General features: G+C 68.8%; 21 protein-coding genes and 2 tRNA genes. 5 read left to right on the top strand and 18 right to left on the bottom strand.

Translation table 11 applies throughout. The annotated features are described in order from the left end of the window. Positions 1-70 precede the first annotated feature (70 nt). Positions 71-2,695 carry a valine--tRNA ligase gene (locus NI25_RS26070; RefSeq protein WP_061444771.1) on the bottom strand — a complete coding sequence of 875 codons (2,625 nt, stop codon included), beginning with the start codon at positions 2,693-2,695 and terminating at the stop codon, positions 71-73. A gap of 138 nt (positions 2,696-2,833) precedes the next feature. Here NI25_RS26070 and NI25_RS26065 point away from each other — a divergent pair, with 138 nt between their 5' ends. Then, entirely contained in the window at positions 2,834-3,817 is a 984-nt protein-coding gene (locus NI25_RS26065) for a hypothetical protein (RefSeq protein WP_061444770.1), read from the top strand. A 601-nt stretch (positions 3,818-4,418) separates the two neighbouring features. On the opposite strand, the gene clpX is transcribed toward NI25_RS26065, so the two are convergent. The 5 genes from clpX to NI25_RS26040 form a co-directional block, all read right to left on the bottom strand. Beyond that, positions 4,419-5,705, bottom strand: a complete 1,287-nt coding sequence (gene clpX / locus NI25_RS26060; RefSeq protein WP_061444769.1) for an ATP-dependent Clp protease ATP-binding subunit ClpX — start codon at positions 5,703-5,705, stop codon at positions 4,419-4,421. A gap of 191 nt (positions 5,706-5,896) precedes the next feature. Further along, positions 5,897-6,610, bottom strand: coding sequence for an ATP-dependent Clp protease proteolytic subunit (locus NI25_RS26055; protein ID WP_061444768.1), 714 nt, complete (start codon positions 6,608-6,610; stop codon positions 5,897-5,899). Between the two features lie 50 nt (positions 6,611-6,660). Beyond that, a complete protein-coding gene (locus NI25_RS26050) occupies positions 6,661-7,266 on the bottom strand; it encodes an ATP-dependent Clp protease proteolytic subunit (protein ID WP_051005918.1) in 606 nt (201 codons plus the stop codon). Positions 7,267-7,656: 390 nt separating this feature from the next. Next, on the bottom strand, positions 7,657-9,060 hold the full coding sequence (gene tig, locus NI25_RS26045) for a trigger factor (protein WP_061444767.1): 1,404 nt from the start codon (positions 9,058-9,060) through the stop codon (positions 7,657-7,659). Positions 9,061-9,228: 168 nt separating this feature from the next. Next, a tRNA-Pro gene (locus NI25_RS26040) sits at positions 9,229-9,305 on the bottom strand. A 163-nt stretch (positions 9,306-9,468) separates the two neighbouring features. On the opposite strand from NI25_RS26040, the gene NI25_RS26035 reads away from it, so the two are divergent. Next, positions 9,469-9,542 (top strand) — tRNA-Gly (locus NI25_RS26035). Positions 9,543-9,608: 66 nt separating this feature from the next. On the opposite strand, the gene NI25_RS26030 is transcribed toward NI25_RS26035, so the two are convergent. The 10 genes from NI25_RS26030 to NI25_RS25985 form a co-directional block, all read right to left on the bottom strand. Beyond that, positions 9,609-10,694, bottom strand: a complete 1,086-nt coding sequence (locus tag NI25_RS26030; RefSeq protein WP_233520777.1) for a tyrosine-type recombinase/integrase — start codon at positions 10,692-10,694, stop codon at positions 9,609-9,611. Between the two features lie 83 nt (positions 10,695-10,777). Continuing rightward, entirely contained in the window at positions 10,778-10,993 is a 216-nt protein-coding gene (locus tag NI25_RS26025) for an excisionase family DNA-binding protein (RefSeq protein WP_061444765.1), read from the bottom strand. After that, positions 10,986-12,362 (bottom strand): replication initiator protein RepSA, encoded by a 1,377-nt coding sequence (gene repSA / locus NI25_RS26020; protein ID WP_199561125.1) that lies wholly within the window; start codon positions 12,360-12,362, stop codon positions 10,986-10,988. Before repSA ends, NI25_RS26025 begins: the two co-directional genes overlap by 8 nt. A 14-nt stretch (positions 12,363-12,376) precedes the next feature. Then, positions 12,377-13,474, bottom strand: a complete 1,098-nt coding sequence (locus NI25_RS26015; RefSeq protein ID WP_061447100.1) for a DNA cytosine methyltransferase — start codon at positions 13,472-13,474, stop codon at positions 12,377-12,379. Between the two features lie 5 nt (positions 13,475-13,479). After that, entirely contained in the window at positions 13,480-13,659 is a 180-nt protein-coding gene (locus NI25_RS26010) for a hypothetical protein (protein ID WP_061444763.1), read from the bottom strand. Between the two features lie 92 nt (positions 13,660-13,751). Then, positions 13,752-14,048 carry a hypothetical protein gene (locus tag NI25_RS26005; protein WP_061444762.1) on the bottom strand — a complete coding sequence of 99 codons (297 nt, stop codon included), beginning with the start codon at positions 14,046-14,048 and terminating at the stop codon, positions 13,752-13,754. Between the two features lie 13 nt (positions 14,049-14,061). Continuing rightward, complete coding sequence (locus tag NI25_RS26000) at positions 14,062-14,244, bottom strand: mobile element transfer protein (RefSeq protein ID WP_061444761.1); 183 nt, start codon at positions 14,242-14,244, stop codon at positions 14,062-14,064. A 15-nt stretch (positions 14,245-14,259) separates the two neighbouring features. Next, positions 14,260-14,925 (bottom strand): DUF2637 domain-containing protein, encoded by a 666-nt coding sequence (locus NI25_RS25995; protein ID WP_061444760.1) that lies wholly within the window; start codon positions 14,923-14,925, stop codon positions 14,260-14,262. A 20-nt stretch (positions 14,926-14,945) separates the two neighbouring features. Continuing rightward, the gene (locus NI25_RS25990; protein ID WP_061444759.1) at positions 14,946-16,283 is read right to left on the bottom strand and encodes an FtsK/SpoIIIE domain-containing protein; all 1,338 of its coding nucleotides are present in this window, start codon (positions 16,281-16,283) and stop codon (positions 14,946-14,948) included. A gap of 2 nt (positions 16,284-16,285) precedes the next feature. Beyond that, positions 16,286-16,618: a hypothetical protein gene (locus NI25_RS25985; RefSeq protein WP_061444758.1), complete on the bottom strand. Its 333-nt coding sequence runs from the start codon at positions 16,616-16,618 to the stop codon at positions 16,286-16,288. Between the two features lie 136 nt (positions 16,619-16,754). Here NI25_RS25985 and NI25_RS25980 point away from each other — a divergent pair, with 136 nt between their 5' ends. Together NI25_RS25980 and NI25_RS25975 are read left to right on the top strand one after the other, a co-directional pair. Beyond that, positions 16,755-17,537 (top strand): GntR family transcriptional regulator, encoded by a 783-nt coding sequence (locus NI25_RS25980; RefSeq protein ID WP_061444757.1) that lies wholly within the window; start codon positions 16,755-16,757, stop codon positions 17,535-17,537. A gap of 11 nt (positions 17,538-17,548) precedes the next feature. Then, on the top strand, positions 17,549-18,052 hold the full coding sequence (locus NI25_RS25975) for a GNAT family N-acetyltransferase (protein ID WP_324610082.1): 504 nt from the start codon (positions 17,549-17,551) through the stop codon (positions 18,050-18,052). A 1,094-nt stretch (positions 18,053-19,146) separates the two neighbouring features. Here the strand turns inward: NI25_RS25975 and NI25_RS25970 are convergent. After that, entirely contained in the window at positions 19,147-19,341 is a 195-nt protein-coding gene (locus tag NI25_RS25970; protein ID WP_007449834.1) for a hypothetical protein, read from the bottom strand. 723 nt (positions 19,342-20,064) lie between these two features. On the opposite strand from NI25_RS25970, the gene NI25_RS25965 reads away from it, so the two are divergent. Continuing rightward, positions 20,065-21,231: an acyltransferase family protein gene (locus tag NI25_RS25965; protein ID WP_061444755.1), complete on the top strand. Its 1,167-nt coding sequence runs from the start codon at positions 20,065-20,067 to the stop codon at positions 21,229-21,231. A 40-nt stretch (positions 21,232-21,271) separates the two neighbouring features. Here the strand turns inward: NI25_RS25965 and NI25_RS25960 are convergent, their stop codons facing one another. After that, positions 21,272-21,751 (bottom strand): HD domain-containing protein, encoded by a 480-nt coding sequence (locus tag NI25_RS25960; RefSeq protein ID WP_061444754.1) that lies wholly within the window; start codon positions 21,749-21,751, stop codon positions 21,272-21,274. Positions 21,752-21,770: the final 19 nt, after the last annotated feature.

Here is a 21,770-nt window from a genome sequence, read left to right as displayed (position 1 = left end):
GGGCCTGCGGGGTGCCGCCTGCGCCCACCCGTGCCGCCCCAGCGGCACGACTGCCCGCAGGCTGCGGCGGTTACGCTTCCGGCAGCTTCTCCAGCTGGGCGGTGATGCGGGCGATGTCCTCGTCCGCCTTGGCCAGGCGGCCCCGGATCTTGTCCACGACGTGGTCCGGCGCCTTCGCCAGGAACGCCTCGTTGCCGAGCTTGGCGTTGGCCTGGGCCTTCTCCTTCTCCGCCGCGGCGAGGTCCTTCGCCAGCCGCTTGCGCTCGGCGGCGAAGTCGATGACCCCGGAGAGGTCGAGGGCGACCTCGACCCCCGCGACCGGCAGCGTCGCCGTCGCGGTGAACCCGTCGCCCTCCGGCTGGAGCCGCAGCAGTTGCCGGACGGCCGCCTCGTGGGCCGCGAGAGGACTGCCCGCGAGGGTCAGCCGGGCCGGGACCCGCTGGCCGGGCTGCAGCCCCTGGTCGGCACGGAAGCGCCGGACCTCGGTGATGACGGACTGCAGCGTCTCGATCTCCCGCTCGGCGTCGGCGTCGCGGAAGCCCGAGTCGGTGGGCCACTCGGCGATGACGACCGACTCGCCGCCCGTGAGCGTCGTCCACAGCGTCTCGGTGACGAAGGGGACGACCGGGTGGAGGAGACGCAGCGTCACGTCCAGGACCTCGCCCAGGACGCGCTTGCTGACCTCGGCCGGCTCGCCGCCCGCCTGGAAGGTGGTCTTGGACAGCTCGACGTACCAGTCGAAGACCTCGTCCCAGGCGAAGTGGAACAGCGCGTCGGAGAGCTTCGCGAACTGGTAGTCCTCGTAGTACGCGTCGACCTCGGCGACGACCGAGTTGAGCCGGGAGAGGATCCACCGGTCGGTCGACGACATCTTCGACGCGTCGGGCAGCGGGCCCTCGACCGTCGCGCCGTTCATCAGCGCGAAGCGGGTGGCGTTCCAGATCTTGTTGGCGAAGTTCCGGGAGCCCTGGACCCAGTCCTCGCCGATCGGCACGTCGACGCCCGGGTTGGCGCCGCGCGCCAGGGTGAAGCGCAGGGCGTCCGAGCCGTACTTGTCCATCCAGTCCAGCGGGTTGACCACGTTCCCGAAGGACTTGGACATCTTCTTGCCGTTCTGGTCACGGACCATGCCGTGCAGGGCGATGGTGTGGAACGGCGGGGTGCCGTCCATCGCGTAGAGGCCGAACATCATCATCCGGGCGACCCAGAAGAAGAGGATGTCGTAGCCGGTGACCAGGACGGAGTTCGGGTAGAACTTCGCGAGCGACTCGGTCTGCTCGGGCCAGCCGAGCGTGGAGAACGGCCACAGGCCGGAGGAGAACCAGGTGTCCAGGACGTCGGGGTCCTGGCGCCAGCCCTCGCCGCTCGGCGGCTCCTCGTCGGGGCCGACGCAGACGACCTCGCCCTCGGGGCCGTACCAGACGGGGATGCGGTGGCCCCACCACAGCTGGCGGGAGATGCACCAGTCGTGGAGGTTGTCGACCCAGTCGAAGTACCGCTTCTCCATCTCCTGCGGGTGGATCTTGACCTTGCCGTCGCGGACCGCGTCACCGGCGGCCTTCGCCAGCGGGCCGACCTTGACCCACCACTGCATGGACAGGCGCGGCTCGATGGTGGTCTTGCAGCGCGAGCAGTGGCCGACGCTGTGGACGTAGGGCCGCTTCTCGGCGACGATCCGGCCCTCGGCGCGCAGCGCGGCGACGATGGCGGAGCGGGCCTCGAGCCGGTCCAGGCCCTGGAAGGGGCCGTGGGCGGTGATGACGGCGTGCTCGTCCATCACGGCGATGGAGGGCAGGCCGTGCCGCTGGCCGATCTCGAAGTCGTTCGGGTCGTGGGCCGGCGTCACCTTGACGGCACCGGTGCCGAACTCGGGGTCGACGTGCTCGTCGGCGACGACCGGGATGGAGCGGTCGGTCAGCGGCAGCTTGATCTGCTTGCCGACCAGGTGCCTGTACCGCTCGTCCTCGGGGTGGACGGCGACCGCCGTGTCACCGAGCATCGTCTCCGCGCGGGTGGTGGCGACGACGATGGTCTCGTCGCCCTCCCCGTACTTCATGGAGACCAGCTCGCCGTCGTCGTCCTGGTACTCGACCTCGATGTCGGAGATCGCGGTCAGGCAGCGCGGGCACCAGTTGATGATGCGCTCGGCGCGGTAGATCAGCTCGTCGTCGTAGAGCCGCTTGAAGATGGTCTGGACGGCCTGGGAGAGCCCCTCGTCCATCGTGAACCGCTCGCGCGACCACGCGACACCGTCTCCCAGGCGGCGCATCTGGCCGCTGATCTGGCCGCCGGACTCGCCCTTCCACTGCCAGACGCGCTCGACGAAGGCCTCCCGGCCCAGGTCGTGCCGGGACTTGCCCTCCTTGCCCAGCTCGCGCTCGACGACGTTCTGCGTGGCGATGCCGGCGTGGTCCATGCCGGGCTGCCACAGCGTCTCGTAGCCCTGCATCCGCTTGCGGCGGGTCAGGGCGTCGATGAGCGTGTGCTCGAAGGCGTGCCCGAGGTGCAGGCTGCCCGTGACGTTCGGCGGCGGGATGACGACGGTGTACGGAGGCTTGTCGCTCTTCGCGTCGGCCTCGAAGTAACCCCGTTCTACCCAGCGCTCGTACAGCTGCCCCTCTACCTCGGCCGGCGTGTACTGGGTCGGCAGTTCGGTGCTGGGTGCGGGCTGCGGCTGCTGAGAGTTCTCGGTCACGGGGGTCAGTTTACGGGCGTCACGGCGCTGTCCCGAAACGCGTTTCTTCTGTAACGGTGCGGCCCCCGGTGACCTGCGCACGCCAGGCTTGAGTCAGGATGTCAGAACCACGTAAAGCATCCGAGGGGGAACCCAGAAATGAGTCACAACCAGCCGGGCCCGTACGGCGGGCAGCCCCAGCAGCCCGGACCGTACGGCCAGCCGGGCCCGTACGGCCAGCAGCCGCCTCAGGCCCCCCAGCCCGGCTACGGCTACCCCCAGCAGACGCCCCCGCCTCAGCCGGGCTACGGCTACCCGCAGCAGCCCCAGCCGGGCGGCGTCCCGCCGCAGGCCCCGCCCTACGGCCAGCAGGCCCCGTACGGCCAGCAGCCGCCCTACGGCCAGCAGCCCTACGGCATGCCCCAGCCCCCCGCACCGGGCGGCGGCAAGAAGAAGACCGGCCTGATCATCGGCGCGGTCGCCGTCGTGGCGGCGATCGGCGTGGGTGCGTACTTCGTATTCGGCGGAGGCGGCGGCGCGGGCGGCCTGGAGGACGACGGCGCCCACAAGCTGACGACGCCCGCGAAGGCGCTGGGTGAGTACACGAAGGTCAAGGGCCAGGAGGGCAGCGACTCCGACACCGCCAAGGACATGGAGAAGAGCGGCGTCAAGAACGGCACGGCCGTGATCGGGCAGTGGTCGACCGCCGACCTCAGCGGCTACGACCCGGAGGATCCGTCTACCCTCCCCGACAAGTCGGAGCTGCTGACCGCCAAGGGCATCACGATGATCGGCGGTTACGGCGAGATCGCCGAGCCCCAGGCGGTCCTGGACAAGTTCTTCGCCAACATCCAGAAGGAAGTCAAGGAGAGCTCCACCAGCGACACCGGCGGCATGCAGAACGCCGAACTGGTCGGCGAGCCCGAGGAGGTCGAGATCGACGGCGCCGTCGCCAAGTGCCAGTCGACCAAGGCCACCAACGCGCTCACCAAGAAGGAGTCGACCGACTGGTTCTGCGCCTGGGCCGACTACAGCACCATCGCCATGGTCTCGCCGGGCGACAACTCCGGTACTGGAGTGAACAAGGAGACCGCGATCGACATCACGACGAAGCTGCGCGACGAGGTCCGCGTCAAGTCCTGACGACGCGTACGGCACAACGGAGGGGCCCGGTCAGTCGCCGGGCCCCTCCGCATACGTGGTTGCCGGAGTTGCACGCCAGGCGCCGCCGAACACTGAAACGGTTGCTCATCTTGCACCAAGGGCGCGCACAAGTTGACTGATATCGAGCGTCGTTCGTGACGCTAGCGACCAAGAAGGACACACACTCCGTCGGCCTCCTGTAACGCACCGTCGCGGTCATGGTCATGACCGTGAATCGATCGAGGAGTTCCTCCATGCTTAAGCGAGCACTTGCCGTAGCCGGCCTCACTGCTGCGGGAGTAGCCATCCCTCTGGCAACGGCAGCGCCCGCGTCCGCCTCAGTCGGACAGTGCACTGGCGTAGTAAGCAGCCACGGGTACATCGTTGGGCCCGGGGTAGTCAGTGCCTGTGGCTGGCCTCACCTCATAGACATCGCCGGTCATGCTAAGCCGAACGCGATGTGCTACACGGGGCTCGTCTCCCTCAAGGTAAAGGCCAGCATAGCGAAGACCGCCTGTTCGTGGGCATAAGAAATCAGGCACACACCTGCACAGGACGAGGCCGCCCCCGGCAGATGTCGGGGGCGGCCTCCTCCTTGCGGCTACGCCGTCTTCTGCTCGCCCGAGCCGCGTCCCCGCGAATCCCGCGGGATCAGCGTCGGGTTGACGTTGGAGAGGACCACGTCGGCGGTGATGACGACGCGGGCGACGTCCTTGCGGGACGGGACCTCGTACATCACGCCCTGGAGGACTTCCTCCATGATGGCGCGCAGGCCGCGCGCTCCGGTCTGGCGGAGGATGGCCTGGTCGGCGATGGCCTCCAGGGCCCCGCGCTCGAAGTCCAGCTCGACACCGTCGAGTTCGAAGAGGCGCTCGTACTGCTTGACCAGCGCGTTGCGCGGCTCGACCAGGATCTGGAGGAGCGCCTCGCGGTCGAGGTTGTGGACCGAGGTGATGACGGGCAGTCGGCCGATGAACTCGGGGATCATGCCGAACTTGACCAGGTCCTCCGGCATGACCTGCTCGAACTGGTCCTTGGACTCGATCTCCCGCTTGGAGCGGATCTGCGCGCCGAAGCCGATGCCCTTGGCGCCGGCCCGGCCCTCGATGATCTTCTCCAGGCCCGCGAAGGCGCCGCCCACGATGAACAGGACGTTCGTCGTGTCGATCTGGATGAACTCCTGGTGCGGGTGCTTGCGACCGCCCTGCGGCGGGACGGAGGCGGTGGTGCCCTCGAGGATCTTCAGCAGGGCCTGCTGGACGCCCTCGCCGGACACGTCGCGCGTGATGGAGGGGTTTTCACTCTTCCGCGCGACCTTGTCGATCTCGTCGATGTAGATGATCCCGGTCTCGGCCTTCTTGACGTCGTAGTCGGCGGCCTGGATCAGCTTCAGCAGGATGTTTTCGACGTCCTCGCCGACGTACCCCGCCTCGGTGAGCGCCGTCGCGTCGGCGATCGCGAACGGGACGTTCAGCATGCGGGCGAGGGTCTGGGCGAGGAGGGTCTTGCCGGAGCCCGTGGGGCCCAGCAGGAGGATGTTGGACTTCGCCAACTCGATGGCGTCCTCGCGGCCCTGGGCGCCGCCGTTCTCGCCGGCCTGGACCCGCTTGTAGTGGTTGTACACCGCGACGGAGAGGGCCTTCTTGGCCGCCTCCTGGCCGACTACATAACTCTCGAGGAACTCGTAGATCTCGCGGGGCTTCGGGAGCTCCTCCCAGCGCACCTCGCTGGTCTCCGCCAGTTCTTCCTCGATGATCTCGTTGCAGAGGTCGATGCACTCGTCGCAGATGTACACACCGGGCCCTGCGATGAGCTTCTTGACCTGCTTCTGGCTCTTTCCGCAGAACGAGCACTTGAGCAGATCGCCGCCGTCACCGATGCGTGCCACGGTGTGCTTCCCCTTCGCCTGGGAGACTCCCGTACGCCGACGTCACGTCAACGGCGGGCGGACTCCTGGTGCTGCCTTATGTCCGACGGTACCTTGCCGGGCCCCTCGTCCGGGCCCCCCTTGGCACGGTTCGCTTTGACGTGAATCGCGTCAAACCGTGCCAAGGAGCGGCAGACGATACAGCCTCCCGCCTAGCGGAGAGAGGAGTTGTCCATCTTCCGGGTGGTGATGATCTGGTCGATCAGGCCGTAGCTCAGCGAGTCCTCGGCCGTGAGGATCTTGTCGCGCTCGATGTCGTCGCGGATCTTCTCGACCGGCGTGGTGGAGTGCTTGGCCAGCATCTCCTCCAGCTGCGAGCGCATCCGCAGGATCTCGTTGGCGGCGATCTCCAGGTCGGAGACCTGGCCGCGGCCGGTCTCGCTGTACGGCTGGTGGATCAGGACGCGGGCGTTCGGCAGCGCCATGCGCTTGCCCGGCGTACCGGCGGCCAGCAGGACGGCGGCGGCCGAGGCGGCCTGGCCCATGCAGACCGTCTGGATGTCCGGCTTCACGTACTGCATCGTGTCGTAGATGGCCGTGAGCGCGGTGAAGGAGCCGCCGGGGCTGTTGATGTAGATCGAGATGTCCCGGTCGGGGTCCATCGACTCCAGGCACAGCAGCTGCGCCATGACGTCGTTGGCGGAGGCGTCGTCGATCTGGACGCCGAGGAAGATCACGCGCTCCTCGAAGAGCTTCGCGTACGGGTCGTACTCGCGCACGCCCTGCGAGGTGCGCTCGACGAAGCGCGGGATCACGTAGCGGGACTCGGCGGTCGGGCCGGTGTAGCGGCCCTGGGAAGCGGCGGCGCGCATGTCCTGCGTGGCCTGCATGCGGTCGTACAGGCCGCTGCCGGGGAAGTCGTTCACAGTGTCTCCTGTAAAGGGGCTGAGGCGGTCGGCTCGGGGCGGGGGATGGCTCAGGCGCCCGTGCCACCGCCGCCCGGCATGCCGGCGGCCGTGGGGATGACGTCGTCGATGAGGCCGTACTCCTTGGCCTCGAAGGCGTCGAACCAGCGGTCGCGGTCCGAGTCGCGGGTGATCTGCTCGACCGTCTGGCCGGTGTGCTGGGAGGTCAGCTCGGCCATGCGCTTCTTGGTGTGCAGCAGTCGCTCGGCGTGGATCTTGATGTCCGAGGCCGAACCGGCGAGGCCGGCGGAGGGCTGGTGGATGAGGATCTCGGCGTTCGGCAGCGCGAAGCGCTTGCCGGGGGTGCCCGCGCTGAGCAGGAACTGTCCCATGGAGGCCGCGAGACCCATCGCGATCGTCACCACGTCGTTCTTGATGAACTGCATGGTGTCGTAGATCGCCATGCCGGCCGTGATCGAACCGCCCGGGCTGTTGATGTACAGGAAGATGTCCTTGTCCGGGTCGGCGGCAAGGAGCAGCAGCTGCGCGGTGATCTTGTTGGCGATGTCGTCGTCGACCGGCTGGCCGAGGAAGATGATCCGCTCGCCGAGCAGTCGGTTGTAGACCTGGTCGCCGAGGCCGCCACCGATGGAGGGCTCGCCGGCGGCTGAGGGCATCAGATTCGTCACGTATCCACCTGCTCGTCTTACGACGGCGCCGGGCCGTCTCACGTTTCCCTGCGGGGCTGGAGCCGCTTTCGGGGACTCCCCTGCCCTCGTATTCATGGACCCTAACGCGGTGACCCTGCGGTGCCATCCCGGTTCCGCGGGTGTTCGCCGGGGGCGTAGCGGTACGCAGGGTGCGGGTGCGGATGCGGGGTCTCGCCGTCGGGGTGCGCGCTCGTCGCCGGGCGCGGGTCCGTCGTGGTTGATCGCGCCCGCGCGGCGGAGCCGCACATCGATACAGCCCCGCACCCCTGGGTGGGATGTCCGGCCGTACGACGAACGGGCCCCGGCGTCGGAACGTCCGGGGCCCGTTTCACATCCGTCGGGAACGGCGCGAGGGGATCAGCCCTCGGTCTTCTCCTCGGCCTTGTCGTCGGCCTTCTCGGCGTCGGTGGACTCGGCGGCGGCCTCGGCGGCCTCCGTCTCCTCGTCCTCCTCGTCGTCCAGGTCGACGATCTCGCCGTTGGTGTCCTTGACCGTGGCCTTCTCGACCACGGAGGCCAGGGCCTTGCCGCGGGCGACCTCGCCGACGAGGAGCGGAACCTGGCCCTGCTCGACGACGGCCTGGGCGAACTGGTCGGGGGACATGCCGGAGGAGGCGGCGCGGCGCATGAGGTGCTCGGTCAGCTCTTCCTGGCTGACGTTGAGCTTCTCCTGCTTGACCAGCTCGTCGAGGACGAACTGGGTCTTGATGCCCTTGACCGCGGCCTCACGGGTCTCGGTCTCGAACTCCTCGGCGGTCTTGCCCTGGAGCTCCAGGTACTTCTCCAGGTCGAGACCCATCTGGCCGAGCTGGTGGTGCTCGAGGTTGTGCTTGCGGGTGTTGATCTCGTCCTCGAGGAGCTTCTCGGGGACCGGGACCTCGACCAGCTCGAGCAGCTTGTCCAGCACGCGCTCCTGGGCCTGGGTGGCCTGGTCGTACTGCTTCATGTTCTCGAGGCGCTTGCGGCTGTCGGCCTTGAGCTCGTCCAGCGTGTCGAACTCCGACGCGAGCTGCGCGAAGTCGTCGTCCAGCTCGGGCAGCTCGCGCGCGGCGACCTGGGTGACCTTGACGGTGACCTCGGCCTCCTTGCCGGCCGCCGAGCCGCCCTTGAGCTCGGAGGTGAAGGTGGCCTCGCCACCGGCCTCCAGGCCCTTCACGGCGTCGTCGATGCCGTCCAGCAGCTCGCCGGAGCCGATGGTGTAGGAGACGCCGTCGGCGACGCCGTCCTCCAGGACCTCGCCGTCGACCTTGGCCTGCAGGTCGATGGTGACCACGTCGCCCTCGGCGGCGGCGCGCTCGACCGGGGAGGTGGAGGCGAAGCGCTCGCGCAGCTGCTCCACGGACTTCTCGACGTCCTCGTCGGTGACCTCGACGGCGTCGACCTCGACCTCGATGCCGGAGTAGTCCGGGATCTCGATGGAGGGGCGGATGTCGACCTCGGCGGTGAAGTTCAGCGTCTCGCCGTCCTTCAGCTCCGTGATGTCGACCTCGGGCTGGCCGAGCGGGTTCAGCTCGGCCTCGTTGACCGCGTCGGTGTAGAACTTGGGAAGCGCGTCGTTGACCGCCTCCTCCAGAACCGCACCGCGGCCGAACCGCTGGTCGATGACCCGGGCCGGGATCTTGCCCTTGCGGAAGCCCTTCACCGTGACCTGCTGGTTGATCTTCTTGTACGCCGCGTCGAGGCTGTCCTTGAGCTCCTCGAAGGGCACCTCGACAGTGAGCCGAACCCGGGTCGGGTTCAGGGTCTCCACGGCGCTCTTCACGGTTCGGTCTCCTTGGTGGCTGACTTCTTGGGTTCTGCCGGAACCAGAGAGTGTCCGGCAAATTTCGCCGCCCGGAGACTTCAGACGCTGAGACACACGGGCGTGCAGCTTGCATAGTAACGGCAGCGACTACACGGCCCAAAAGGCGATCACCCGGTGATCGGCCGGTGGTCGGGGTGGCGGGATTTGAACCCACGGCCTTCCGCTCCCAAAGCGGACGCGCTACCAAGCTGCGCCACACCCCGTCTGGTGCGACACAGAGGGTACATGCAGCCGGGCACCGGGGGCCGCAGAGTTTCCCGGGCGCCCGTGAAGGTCCGGCGCGGACCGGAAGGGGTGTGCGGTGAGGGGGGACGACCCGCTACGATGCGTGCAGTGCCGCGGTCACCGACCTGCGGCGCGTGCTGTGCGGGCGTAGCTCAATGGTAGAGCCCCAGTCTTCCAAACTGGCTACGCGGGTTCGATTCCCGTCGCCCGCTCCAAACGACTCAGGGCCAGGTCAGAGGATCATTCCTCCGCCTGGCCCTGATCGCTTTCCGGGGCTCCGATCAGTCGGTCGTGTCCCCGGCGTGCCCCTTGGGCTTTCGATCTTTCTTCTTCTTGCCCTTCCCGCTCTTCTTCCGGCCCTTGTCGACGAGCCCGGACACGGCGTCGGCGATCAGCCGGTCACGCTCGGCACTGGCGTGCTGATAGATCAGCGCGGCCCGGGCGGTGCTGTGGCCCATGCGCGCCATCAGCTCACGCGTGCTCGCCCCGGTCGAGGCAGCGAGGGTGTTGCCGGTGTGCCGAAGATCATGGAAGTGCAGGCCCTTGATGCCGGCATCGGTGCACGCGCTGCGCCACAGCCGGTTGAAGTGGTTGCGGCGCGGAGTAGCACCCTTTGCACCGATGAACACTCGGCCGTCGGCGCCCGGCTCGGCGTACCGCTTCAGGTGCTCGCGGATGTCCGGGACGATCGCGGTGGGGATGGACACCGTGCGCTTGCCCGCCGCACTCTTGGGCGCCTTGATCTCACGTTGACCGTTGTTGAGTTCGGCGACGGATCGGCGGACGCGCACGGCGCCGTGGTCCAGGTCGACATCCCGGCGGTGCAAGCCGATCAGTTCGCCCCAGCGAAGACCGAGGAAGCCCGCCATGAGGACGAGCGCCCGGTAACGCGGTTGGATGGCGTCGGCGATGTCGTACACCTCCTGCACGGTCGCGGTCGGTCGCTCAGGGGTGTGCACCACGCTCGCGCCCTTGATGGTGCACGGGTTGCGCCGGATCATCTGATCGGCAACGGCCGTGTGCAGGACTGCACGGAGCAGGGCGTATGCCTTCGCGACAGTCGTCGGCCCAGTGCCGGCGGTGAGCTTGTCAGCACGCCAGCGACGCACGAGCGGGGGCGAGATGTCCACGACGTTGACCCCGCCGAACGTGGGTTCAAGGTGGTGCCGCAGCAGCGAGGCGTAGAGCTGCCGCGTCCGCGTGGTCAGTTCCCGCTCCTCGATCCACGCAGCCGAGTACGGGCCGAACGCCACCTTCCCAGCATCGGGGTCGTGCCAGTCGCCGCGCCGCATCTCGGTCTGCTTGTCGGCGAGCCAGGCATCCGCGTCCTTCTTCGTCCGGAACGTCTCCGGGGCCGGGCGGAGCATGCCGTCAGGGCCGACGTACCGGGCCTGATAGCGACCGGACGGGAGCTTGCGGACCCGCCCGAACTGTCGACGCTTGCCAGCCATCAGGCAGCCACCCCCGGAAGAGCAGCGGTACCCCGTCGGCGAGGCTGCACCGTGTTCGCAGCGATGTAATCGCGGACTGCGCTCTCGGGGATGCGCACGTGACGACCTACCTTCACGTACGTGATGCGGCGCTCTTCGATCAGCCGGCGCGGGAAGCGCACGGTGGTGCCGAGGAGTTCGGCGACCTGAACCACGTTGAGGTATCGCTCATTCATGGGCTTGCTGTCCTTCCTCACGCAGGGCGGCGAGTTCTTCGCGGGCGGTTTCGCGGTTGTGCTGGATGTCGCGGCGGATGTTGGCGGCGAGCCAGGATTCGCCGGGGGTGTGGCCGTGGCCGGCGTAGGACCAGTGGGCGAGGGTGAGGGTGGTGGCGCCCTCGTCGTCGGGGTCGGGCAGGCCGAGGGCGGTGCGTTGCTGGGCGGCGCGGTAGTCGGCGCGGGTCTGGCGCAGTTCGCCGAGGGTGGTCGAGTAGCGCCGGGACTTCGTGGAGAAGTGGCCGCGGAAGCCGAGCATGTGGGCCCAGTCGCGGAGCTTGCGGTCCGGGTAGAGCGCGTGCAGGTCGAGGCACGCGGCGATGAGCCGGGCCGGGTGGTCGGGCACGCCGAGCAGGACGAGGGCGTCTTTGCTGCCGATGCGGCGGTCTACGGTGCCGGTGGTCTCGGCCGCTTTGGTGGCGTACTTGGCGACGTAGGAGGCCACAGCCTGTTCGGTGATGTCCTCCCCGTCGCCGAAGGCCCGGATGGGGCGCACGTCGAGCTGTGTGCCCCATCGCAGGGTGCGGGCGGGCTGGTCCCCGGCGGGGTCTACGTCGACTTCCACGCGGGCGGCTGCGGCATGGATCGCGTCGGTGAGCAGGTCGAGGGTGGCCCACGCCGGCGGCGGATCGTCTGGCCCGGCGGGTCCGTCGAAGCGGATCACGGCATGGAAGTGCACGGCGCCGCGCTTCTGGTACTCGGCGACCTTGCCGAAGGACACTCGGGACTGTTCCTTGGCGGCCTTCTGGGTGAGTCCGGCGTGCTTGGCGATCTCGCGGCGCAGGTAGATCGTGAAGTAGCGCCACAGTTCGGAGGCGTGGTTGTTCCACAGCACCGCGCCCGCGTAGTCGTACGCATCCGGGTTGAGCGGGGTGCCCAGCTCCGGGGCGTCCTCGCCGTGGCGGACACCGCAGCGGCAGGGACGGTTTCCGGGCCGGTTGTGGATCGGACCGAACGAGGGGGCCGTCAGGGTGGCGAACACCCGCGGGTGATCCCGGATCGTCTCGGGGGTGCCCTTGGCGGGGTCGCCGACCAGGCCCGCACGGATGAGGTGGTAGGTGTCGCCGGCGTAGGTCCAGGCGCAGGCCGGGCAGCGGGAGGCACGCCGGTTGCCGCACGCGACGCGGAGCCGTCCGCCGGGCTCGGTGTCGGTCGAATAGGAGTGCAGCACCTTGCCGGTGGCAGCGTCACGGGTGACGGTCGAGCCCTGGAGGTGGATGGGGTCGGAGCAGCCGCCGGTACGGCGGATCTGGTCCTGGATGCGGTCGAAGCCGGTGGACCCGGCCATCCTCAGCACGTCGGCGAGGGTGGCCGGGTCCAGGCCCGCCATGATGGCGGAGTCGCTCACGCGGCCACCTCCAGGGCGGCCGGCACGAGGGGGCGCAGGACGGCAGCGCCGAGCAGGGGCGGGACAGCGTTCCCGATCTGCTGGAACCGGGAGGTGCGAGAGCCCTGGAACGGATAGTCACCTGGGAACGACTGCAAGACCGCCGCCTCCGTCAAGGTCAGGTTGCGCTCCTCGACACCGTCTCCCACCCACTTGCAGCGGTTTGCCGTGCCGGTGATGGTGAAAGAGGGCTCGCCGATCACACGCTCAAACCGGCTCGTGCTGCCGACGGACCGACCGGTGCCCGACTTCCAGCCTTGCCCGGAGCGGAGCAGCCAGGACCGAGCGCGGCCGGTGAGCGCCCAGGACGGGCCGGTGGTCGGGAAGCGGCTGCCACCGGTGGTGTGATTGCCGCGCGTGACGACCTCGCCGGGCGGGCAGCCCAGCACATCCCCCATGGACCGCCAGGCGGGAAGTCCGTCACCGAAAAGGTCAGCAGCGGTGCCACCGTCGGCATGGGTGGGCTCCGGAGGCAGGGCCGGACACGTGCGCGAGGCGATCAGGAACGCCCGGCGGCGGGTCTGCGCCAGACCGAAGTCAGCGGCGTTGAGGACCCCGGTCCACGTCGAGTAGCCGACCGCCGCGAGGGACCAGGCGGTGTGCTCGAACAGGGGCAGCACCGCGGGGACCTCTTCCAGGGCGATCCACTCCGGCCGCAGCTCCAGGGCGTAGCGGAGCGGTTCGACGACGAGGAGGGACCGGGGGTCGGTGCAGGCGGCCCGGACGCTGTCGCGGGTGTCGTGCCCGCGGGTGAGGTCGTCCAGGACCTGATGGCACAGGGGCAGGTCGGTGTTTCCGGCGCGCAGGCCAGCGGCGCTGAACGTCTGGCACGGCGGGGACGCGATCAGCCCGGAGACCTTCCCGCGGAAGGGCGCGGTGGGGTAGGCGGCGACGTCGGCGCGGATCGTGGTGTGTCCGGCGGCGGCGCGGGTGGCGCAGGCGGTCGGGTCGATCTCGATACCGACATCCCGCAGGCCGAGGGCGCGCAAGCCCTGGGACCAGCCACCGGGGCCGGCGAACAAGTCGAGGATCTGGGGCTGGGTCGACGTAGCCATGTCGGTCACCGCCCGATCTGAGTCAGGGCGGCGGGGGCGGTGTCGCCGGTGCCCTTGCAGCTCGGGCAGGCGACGCGGAGGGTGGCGCGGGAGCCGTCGGCGTGGCGGGTGCCGGTGGTGATCGCGACGGTGGCGAAGCCGTCGCAGTCGCGGCAGACGCGCGTGTTCTGGGCGTGCTGGGGCATGATGAGGCTTCCCTGTCGGGTCCGTTGGATCTGGATGGGTGGAGCCGTCCGGGGCGGCGGATCTTTGGCGAGAGAGGCCGCCCCGGACGGCGTTACTTGCTGAGCACGTGCTTGCGCTTGGTGGTGCGGTTGATCGTGTAGCTGAGTCCGCCGGTGGCCGACAGAACGCCGATGGCGGCGCCGGCGACGACCTGTACGACGAAGGCGATCACCAGCAGCACCGCGACCGACCCGGCGAGGACGACGAGTGTCAGGACGATCGGGCCCTTGTAGGAGCGGGGGGCCTCTTGGACGATCACGACGCGTCGCATATCGGTGCCGGGCGGGATCTGCCGGTAGAGGTCGGCGGGGATGTGTCCGGCGCGGATCTGGTCTTCGGGCAACTGCACGGCGTGCCTCCTTTCAGGTGCAGCGGTGGGTGCGGGCGGCGAGTTCGGCGGCCGACCGGTCGCCGTATTCGTTGGAGAAACCGCACTCCGGAGCGGTGCAGGCGGCGGTGTGCCGGGTCTGGCCACGGCCGTTGTTGAACGAGGCCACGCGGACCGGGCCGACTCGGATCACGTCGTAGAAGCGGTTCGGGCGCATGCGGGTCACCTCCTTTCAGGCGAGTTGGGCGACGATCGCGCCGGCGAGGTCTTCCGGGACGCCGAGGCGAGCGCGCAGGGTGGCCGTGTCGATGTCGGCCCCGGTGCGCGTGCGGTGCTCGCTGGCGACCTTGCGCGCGTGGTCGACCAGCGCGGGCGGCACACTCACCGCGGGAGCCGGGGCTTGCGGCAGCGCCGGGGCATGCTCCGGCGTTGCGATCTCCGGGGCGAGTTCGGGCTCCGGGGCCGGTTCGGGCGCCGAGGGGCGGTCGACGACCGGCACGGGCCGAGACGCAGGCTCGGGTGTCGGGGCCGGTGCGTGGTCGGTGGGGGTGTGAGCGAGGAGGGTGCCGCCGAGGAAGGCCAGGGCGGGCCAGCCGGCGACGAGGATGCGCAGCCAGGCCGGAACGTGGTCGAGGTCGAGGAGCCCGGCGGTGGCGATGTTCGCGCCGAGGGAGGCGACCAGGGCGACCAGGAACCAGAACCAGGCCAGCTTCGAGCGTTCGGTGCGCAGCCGGCGCCATACCGCGACCAGGAGGAGATCGACGGAGACGGGGTAGGCCCATGCCTTCCATCCGGTCTGTCCGGCCGCTTCGGCGAGGTCGTGCAGGTGGGCGAAGGACAGAGCCCCGGCGATCACGGCCTGGATGAGTACGGCGTCGATGCGGATCGAGCGGATCACGACTCTTCACCTCCCTCCGGTCAGGGCTGCGGGGCGATCAGCGGTGGGACGGTGGGCATCGGCGGCACCACCTGCTGCGTGGGCGGCCGGAACGGGGCGAGAAACGGCAGCTCCGGGGTCAGGTGCGCGAACTCCCGGCACACGGCCGCCGCTTCGGCCGGCGTAGTTTCCGGGGTGCGGATGCGGGACCAGCCGCCGGAGGTGTCACCGGCCACCGCGACACCGGGACGATCGGGCCGGATCGAGGTCGCCGCCATAACCGCATCCGGGGCGATGTCCCCCAGGCCCATTTCGGCGGTCTGCTTGTCGTTGACCCGGTGGACCACACGGCCGGTGAGCTGGGCCCGCAAAGCGGTGGCACCCTTGCCGAGGTCGGAGCCGAAGCGCTGCCCGCATACCTCCAGGTAGATGCCGACCGCACGGGCCATCTGACCCAACCGCACCAGTTGCATGACCGTCCGGTCCCGCGCCGCCTCGTCCTTCTTCGATGTGACGAAGAACAGCTCTGCCACCTCGTCGATCAGGACGACCAGCGGCACCGGCCGCAGCTTCGACGGCAGGTCCCACACGTCCGAGACACCGTGCAGGGCGAGGAGATCGAACCGCTCCCCCATCTCCAGGACCAGCGCGTCAATCAGCCGCCCGGCCATCTCCGGATCGGTCGCCAGGGCCGACAGACGCGGCGCGTACCGGCTGTGCTCGACACCGCGCTTACAGTCGATGCCGATCAACCCGACCGGAAGCTGTGCCAGGCCCTTGACCAGGTTGCGCTGGTAGACGGACTTCCCGGACAGCGTGGCGCCGAGGGTGAGCGCCATGGGGACCGCGCGGTAGTCCCGCTCGAAGACCGTGCCGTCCTCCCGCAACGCCACGGGAACCCGCAGGCCGGACGGCTGTGCGGAGCGCGGGAGACGGACCCGGCGCAGCACGTCGTAGCCCGTCATCCGCAGCTCCACGAACCCCGGCTTGGTCTCCGCCACGGTCACCGACTGGACACCGAAGGCGTGGCGCAGCCGTTCCGAGGAGGTGGCCACGTCGGCGGGCTCCAGGCCGGCCGGGAGCCGCAGCGTGATGCGCAGTCCGGTCGAGGTGGGCCGGATCCGGCGGACCTTCGGCGGCACCGGCCGCACCTCACGGCGGGACAGGTTGCGCGTCATAAAGGCCCGCAGCCCGGACGGCTGCACGGTCAGCCCGCACACGTCCATCGTGGACCGGTACGAGAAGGTGAACCGGCCCCACGTCAGCGGCAGGCCCACCGTCGACCAGTACACGCGCGGCGCCCGCTGCTTCGCGTAGCCGAGACCGCCGGCACCCGCTAAGGCGCCCGTGGCCTCCAGCCACATCGTCAGGTCGCTCATGGTCAGGCCCCCAGCGGGGTGACCGCGACCGCGCGGAACGAGATCCCGTGCCGCTTTTGGCCGTTGAACTCGTTCTCCCAGTCACGCGCCTTCAGGCTGGTCACCGCCACCGGCATACCCGGCTGGAGGTTCTCCGGGACCCCGGTCTCGGGCACGGTCACCTGGTAGAGGTTGCCCTCCCCCTCGTCCGAGACCAGCAGGCCCACGGTCGACAGACCCGCACCGGTGTCCCGGTCGATGGCCCGCTCACCGGTCTTCTTGTTCGCCATCTTCGGTTCCGGCGCGGTCGCCACGAACACGACAGCGGTGGAGAGGTCGATCTTGAACGACGGCATGCGTCACTCCCTCAGTCGAGGGCACGCGAGTGTTACGCGCCCAACTGGCTTGAGCCACTTGCTGGCTTAAGCCAGTTGAGCACAGGTGGACTTGACGGTCAAGCATCTGGCTTGAGCCAGTTGCTAGAGTGGGCGTATGACCCCGTCCGGCGCCTCGGCTCAACAGCCACCAAGCAGGCGCATCGCCGAAGACCTACGCCGCCAGATCGAGACCGGAACACTGCGAAGCGGCGCCAAGCTGCCATCCGAACGGAAGCTCGCCGAGCAGTACGGAGCAGCACGCAACACCGCACGTGAAGCCGTACGCCTGCTCGCTGAACAAGGGCTCGTGACTGCCAAACACGGCAGCGGTGTATTCGTCCGGACCCCGCAACGGCTGTTCCGCTTCGGCAGTGACCGCTACTCGCTCAAGAACCGGGAGACGGGACTAACCCCGTTCCGCCTAGAGGCGAAGCGGCAAGGCAAGGTAGCGAGGATCGAGGTGCCGTCGATCGAACGGGAAAGGCCGCCGGCGGACGTGGCCGAGCGCCTGGGCGTACCAGCCGACGACGAAAGTGTGGTCCACCGGGAGAACCACTACTTCGCCGACGACGAGCCGGTGCAGATCGTCTCAACGTATCTGCGGTGGGACGAGGCCCAAGGGACGCTGCTCATGCAGCGCAAGACCGGCAAGGACGGCATCTACGGCCGCCTTCAAGATCTTGGGCACGTCATGACACGCGTCCGTGACGAGATCAGTGCGCGGATGCCGACCCCCGAAGAGGCCGCAGTCTTGGAACTGTTGCCTGGGGTACCTGTCCTTGAAGTGCTGCACACCAGCCTCGATCAGGACGGCGTCCCCTTCGAGGTGTCGCGGTACGTCCATCGCGCTGACCAAACCGGATTGCTCTACGAACTCCCCGTCGAGCAGGAGGACTGACCTTGGATTCCGTGACCGTTCGTCCGTTCACCGACGACGATCTGTCCGGCGCCGCAGCGGCGCTAGTCGAGGTTCACGACACGGACGGCTATCCGGTGGAGGGTGTCGACGATCCCGAGGCATGGATTAAGTCGGAAGACACTCTGGCGGCATGGGTCGCGGAGAGCGGCGGGCGGATTGTGGGGCACGTGGCGGTGATGAAACCGCAGGGCGAAGCTGCCGCAGACCTTTGGGTCAAACAGAGCGGCGCCAACCTGGACCACGTGGGCGTGCTGGCACGGCTGTTCGTGGTGCAGTCGGCCAGGAAACAAGCAGCCGGCCGACGCCTCATGGAAGCCGCCGTGTCCCACGCCCATGCACAAGGGCTTCGCCTTGTCCTCGATGTCATGGTGAAGGACGCATCCGCTATCCGCCTTTACGAACGGCTTGGCTGGCGGAAGATCGGCGAGACCATCCACCACTTCGGCAGCGGCGAGACCATCCCTGCGGTGTGCTACGTCTCCCCGACCGCCTGAACAGGGCTGTTACAGGTTTCTCTACCTCATCAAGGGCCCGCGCAAGGCGCGGGCTGGCCCCTTGGGTCGGCCCCCCACACGCCTTCGGCGCAGGGGTCCGACCCATGTGGCCGCAAGCGAGTTACGGCCCGAGGGTAGAGCCCGCATAGCGTGTGACGGTCAAAGACGATGCCTCCGGCGGGGGATCGGCCGGCACCGGGATGGAGGGGGCACCGTCGCCGGCCGCGGGCCCGTAGAGGGCGTGCGTAGGGTGCTCCCATCCCGTCCACCGTCGACCCAGGCAGAGCCGAGCAGACGCGGCCCAGGGCGTCCAGGTCGTTCGTACAGTGGCGCGCTCCACCTGGACGCCCTGAACCACGCCCGCTCCACGGTGTGTGGGTCGACGGCGGACGGGATGGGAGCCTGGGAGAGTGGTGGGTTGATGTGAGTTGATCGAATACGTCTGAGACAAAGCACCCTGCACCCGGAAGTGAGCGCTAGCCGAACCGACCGGTCCAGAAGCAGTCGACCGCTTACGCCCAAGTCGCCAATAGCGCCTACGGGTTGCAGTCACTCGCATGGTAAAGTGCGCATCCACAACTCAGGACACGCCAAATAGGCGCCTGCGTCACCTCTGACCGCGCGCAGACGCCTGTTGGCTTAACCAGATGGAGCACCCTTTGCCCAAGGAGCCCACCAACCCGTCAGATGCATTGCAATCCAATGCGTCTAACGGTACGGCGGAGAGTACAGCAATGAGATCTCATCCTGCAACTCACCCACCCCAGACCGCCGCGTTGATCTCGGCAATCGCCAGCCTGATCACTGCCCTGACAGGTGTGGCAGTCCTGCTGCTGCACTATATGTGACGCTCGACAGCGTGCCCCTGGCGTGCCCGAACAAGAGGCACGCCAGGGGGAGCCACGGGGACTACCAGCGATGTTCTAGCGGTCGCGCAGGTCAGCGCTTCGCCAGGTCAGCCGACAATCGCGTACGCGATCTTCCAAACTGGCTACGCGGGTTCGATTCCCGTCGCCCGCTCCGAGAGGCCTCCGGCCCGGTCCCCCAGGGATCGGGCCGGAGGCCTTCGTGCGCTCCGGACGCGGTCCGCCGGTCTAGAACTGGATCGAGTTGACCATGTCGGCTATCGAGTCCAGGAAGCGCTGGATGTCGTCGGCCATGCCGGTCGAGGCCAGGAAGAAGCCGAAGAGGACCGCGACGATCGCCGGCCCCGCCTTGATGGACCCTCCCCGCAGCAGCACCACCAGGATGATCGCCAACAGCAGCACCACTGACAGCGAAATGGCCACAACTGATCACACCCTCGGTCGGTCCGCTCTCCCGGCCCGGAGGTGCGGAACCGCACACCCCCGCCAGAACCATCGTGCCACCAACCGGGCCCCCTCATGCGGCGGCTGACACATCGTCCGGCCGGTTCCGCCGACGGCACACGCCCCCGCGCACGCGGGCGCACCGGGTCCCACACTCCCGTACACGATTTCGAGGGAACGTCCGTACGAAGAATTCCGACCGCTTCGTTTCAATGCCCACACAATGCGTTCGCAGGTAATTCGAATTGTCACGGGGGACACATCGACAGGGCATCGACGGAGACATCGACGGAGGCCTCGGCCCGTTCACCGACAGGATCGACACAGGGAGAACACAGGATCACCCACCGACCCCGTAAGCGCATTGAAGCGGACATTCCAGCGGAGTCGCCCGCCGGCCTTATGCGGTTCTTAGTCAGGACTTGTCACGACAAGTGGGGCCCGTCATGCGGCGCTTCGGCCTGGCACGGCATCACGTGATGTGGGAGCCGTCACGCACCCGGAGAGGCCGTGTTCCCCGAATACGGGGGTACTCGCACGGTACTCACACCGTACTCAAGACCTGAAATACAGGAATGACGTCGAGGGTTTTACGGAATCACACGGAGAACGCTAGGGTGCCTCAGATGTTCTACGCTGCCTCGTCCCCCACCAGAGCAGCGAGGTCCTGTGACTACTCGCCGGTTTTCGGCGGGGGGTGGCATGACTAGCTCGCTGCGATCCGACGGCGACCGGAAGTCGCCGTCCCGACGCGCCCAGCCGAGCCGGCAGCGCGACGCGTTCTTCGACAACGCCAAGTACCTGGCGATCGTACTGGTCGGTGTGGGCCACGCCTGGGGACAGATCCTGGACGGGAACCGGACCGTGGAGGCCCTCTACCGGGTCCTGTACACGTTCCACATGCCGGCGTTCATCATCATCTCCGGCTACTTCTCGCGCAGTTTCGACCTGAGCCCCAAGCGCGTCAAACGGCTGATCACCGGTGTCGCCGTGCCGTACCTCGTCTTCGAGGTCGCCTACACGCTGCACCGCCGCGTCAGCGAGGACCCGCAGAGCGACTTCAGCCTGCTGGACCCGACCTACCTCCTGTGGTTCCTGTGCGCGCTGTTCGTCTGGCGGCTGACCACCCCCATCTGGCAGACGGTCCGTTGGCCGCTCCCGATCGCCCTGGGCATCGCCGCGCTGGCCTCCGTGACGCCCACCGTCGACAACGACCTGAACATGCAGCGCGTGCTGCAGTTCCTGCCGTGCTTCGTGCTGGGTCTGCTGCTGCGCCCCGAGCACTTCCAACTGGTGCGGCGCCGCGCGGTGCGGATCTGGTCCGTGCCGGTGGTCGCGGCGGCGCTGGTCGTCGGCTGGTGGTCGGTGCCGCGCATGGAGACCGGCTGGTTCTACCGCAACGCCGCCGTACAGGACACGGGCGGCCCCTGGTGGTCCGGGCCGGTCCTGACACTGGCGCTCTTCGGCTGCTCCGTGGTGCTGTCCGCGTGCTTCTTCGCCTGGGTGCCCGGCCGGCGCATGTGGTTCACCGCGCTCGGCGCCGGCACGATCTACGGCTACCTGCTGCACGGCTTCCTGGTGAAGGAGGGCAGCTACACCGGCTGGTTCCAGCACTCCTTCCTGGACACGCCGCTCGGCGAGATCGGGCTCACCGTCCTCGGCGCCACCGTCATCACCCTGCTGTGCACCAAGCCCGTGCAGCGGGTCATGCGGTACGTGGTCGAGCCGCGGATGGACTGGGCCTTCAAGCGGGACCCCGGCGACGCCGCCCGGGGCCGGGAGAAGCGCGACAAGGACGGCGGCGGCGCGCGCGAGACGTCCGCGGAGGCCACCGCGCCGAACGGCAGCGGCGAGAAGGTCCCCGTCTAGCTCTCCGGCCGGCTCCCCCCGCCGGCGCGGCGCCCGTCGCTCATCCCCCGTCCCCCTGGCCGAGAAGTGCGCGCATCCGCGCGTACTTCTCGGCCAGACGTGTGCGGGTGGCCTCGTCGAGGACGGCGAGCCGCGCGGGGTCGGCGTTGTGCGCCAGGTCCGCCTCCTTGACCAGCGGCGCGCCGGGGGTGGCGAGGATCCGCGCGGCGTACGCCTCCGGCGGCTCCCCCGGCCGCTTGGTGAGGGCCAGGACGATGTCCTTGGTACGGCGGCTCAGCGGCGCCTCCTCCAGCCATCGCTCGGTCAGCGCGTCGTCCTCCACGGCGTCGTGGAGCCAGGCGGCGGCGATCTGCTCGTCGTCGCCGCCGCGTCGCCGTACGCCCTCGGCCACGGCTCGCAGGTGCTCGGCGTACGGCCGGCCCGCCTTGTCCGTCTGTCCGTCGTGGGCGGCGCGGGCGGTGGCCTCGACCTCGGCGAGGGAGAGCGGCGCGGGGGCGGGGGAACGGGAGTCGTGGGACATGGGCCCAGTATGTCGGCGC

The organism is Streptomyces sp. CCM_MD2014 (genome assembly GCF_000772045.1).
Classification (GTDB): Bacteria; Actinomycetota; Actinomycetes; order Streptomycetales; family Streptomycetaceae; genus Streptomyces; species Streptomyces salinarius.
The sequence above is the reverse complement of the archived record's forward strand: the minus strand, read 5'-3'. Positions and strand labels throughout refer to the sequence as shown.

What these genes read in the sequence shown, in the direction of transcription:
- NI25_RS26065 (WP_061444770.1), top strand. Translation starts at nt 2,834, where the DNA reads ATGAGTCACAACCAGCCGGGCCCGTACGGCGGGCAGCCCCAGCAGCCC.
- NI25_RS26050 (WP_051005918.1), bottom strand. Translation starts at nt 7,266, where the DNA reads ATGCCCTCAGCCGCCGGCGAGCCCTCCATCGGTGGCGGCCTCGGCGAC.
- NI25_RS26030 (WP_233520777.1), bottom strand. Translation starts at nt 10,694, where the DNA reads ATGCTCCGCCCGGCCCCGGAGACGTTCCGGACGAAGAAGGACGCGGAT.
- NI25_RS26025 (WP_061444765.1), bottom strand. Translation starts at nt 10,993, where the DNA reads ATGAATGAGCGATACCTCAACGTGGTTCAGGTCGCCGAACTCCTCGGC.
- repSA (WP_199561125.1), bottom strand. Translation starts at nt 12,362, where the DNA reads ATGGCGGGCCTGGACCCGGCCACCCTCGCCGACGTGCTGAGGATGGCC.
- NI25_RS26015 (WP_061447100.1), bottom strand. Translation starts at nt 13,474, where the DNA reads ATGGCTACGTCGACCCAGCCCCAGATCCTCGACTTGTTCGCCGGCCCC.
- NI25_RS26010 (WP_061444763.1), bottom strand. Translation starts at nt 13,659, where the DNA reads ATGCCCCAGCACGCCCAGAACACGCGCGTCTGCCGCGACTGCGACGGC.
- NI25_RS26000 (WP_061444761.1), bottom strand. Translation starts at nt 14,244, where the DNA reads ATGCGCCCGAACCGCTTCTACGACGTGATCCGAGTCGGCCCGGTCCGC.
- NI25_RS25990 (WP_061444759.1), bottom strand. Translation starts at nt 16,283, where the DNA reads ATGAGCGACCTGACGATGTGGCTGGAGGCCACGGGCGCCTTAGCGGGT.
- NI25_RS25985 (WP_061444758.1), bottom strand. Translation starts at nt 16,618, where the DNA reads ATGCCGTCGTTCAAGATCGACCTCTCCACCGCTGTCGTGTTCGTGGCG.
- NI25_RS25980 (WP_061444757.1), top strand. Translation starts at nt 16,755, where the DNA reads ATGACCCCGTCCGGCGCCTCGGCTCAACAGCCACCAAGCAGGCGCATC.
- NI25_RS25965 (WP_061444755.1), top strand. Translation starts at nt 20,065, where the DNA reads ATGACTAGCTCGCTGCGATCCGACGGCGACCGGAAGTCGCCGTCCCGA.
- NI25_RS25960 (WP_061444754.1), bottom strand. Translation starts at nt 21,751, where the DNA reads ATGTCCCACGACTCCCGTTCCCCCGCCCCCGCGCCGCTCTCCCTCGCC.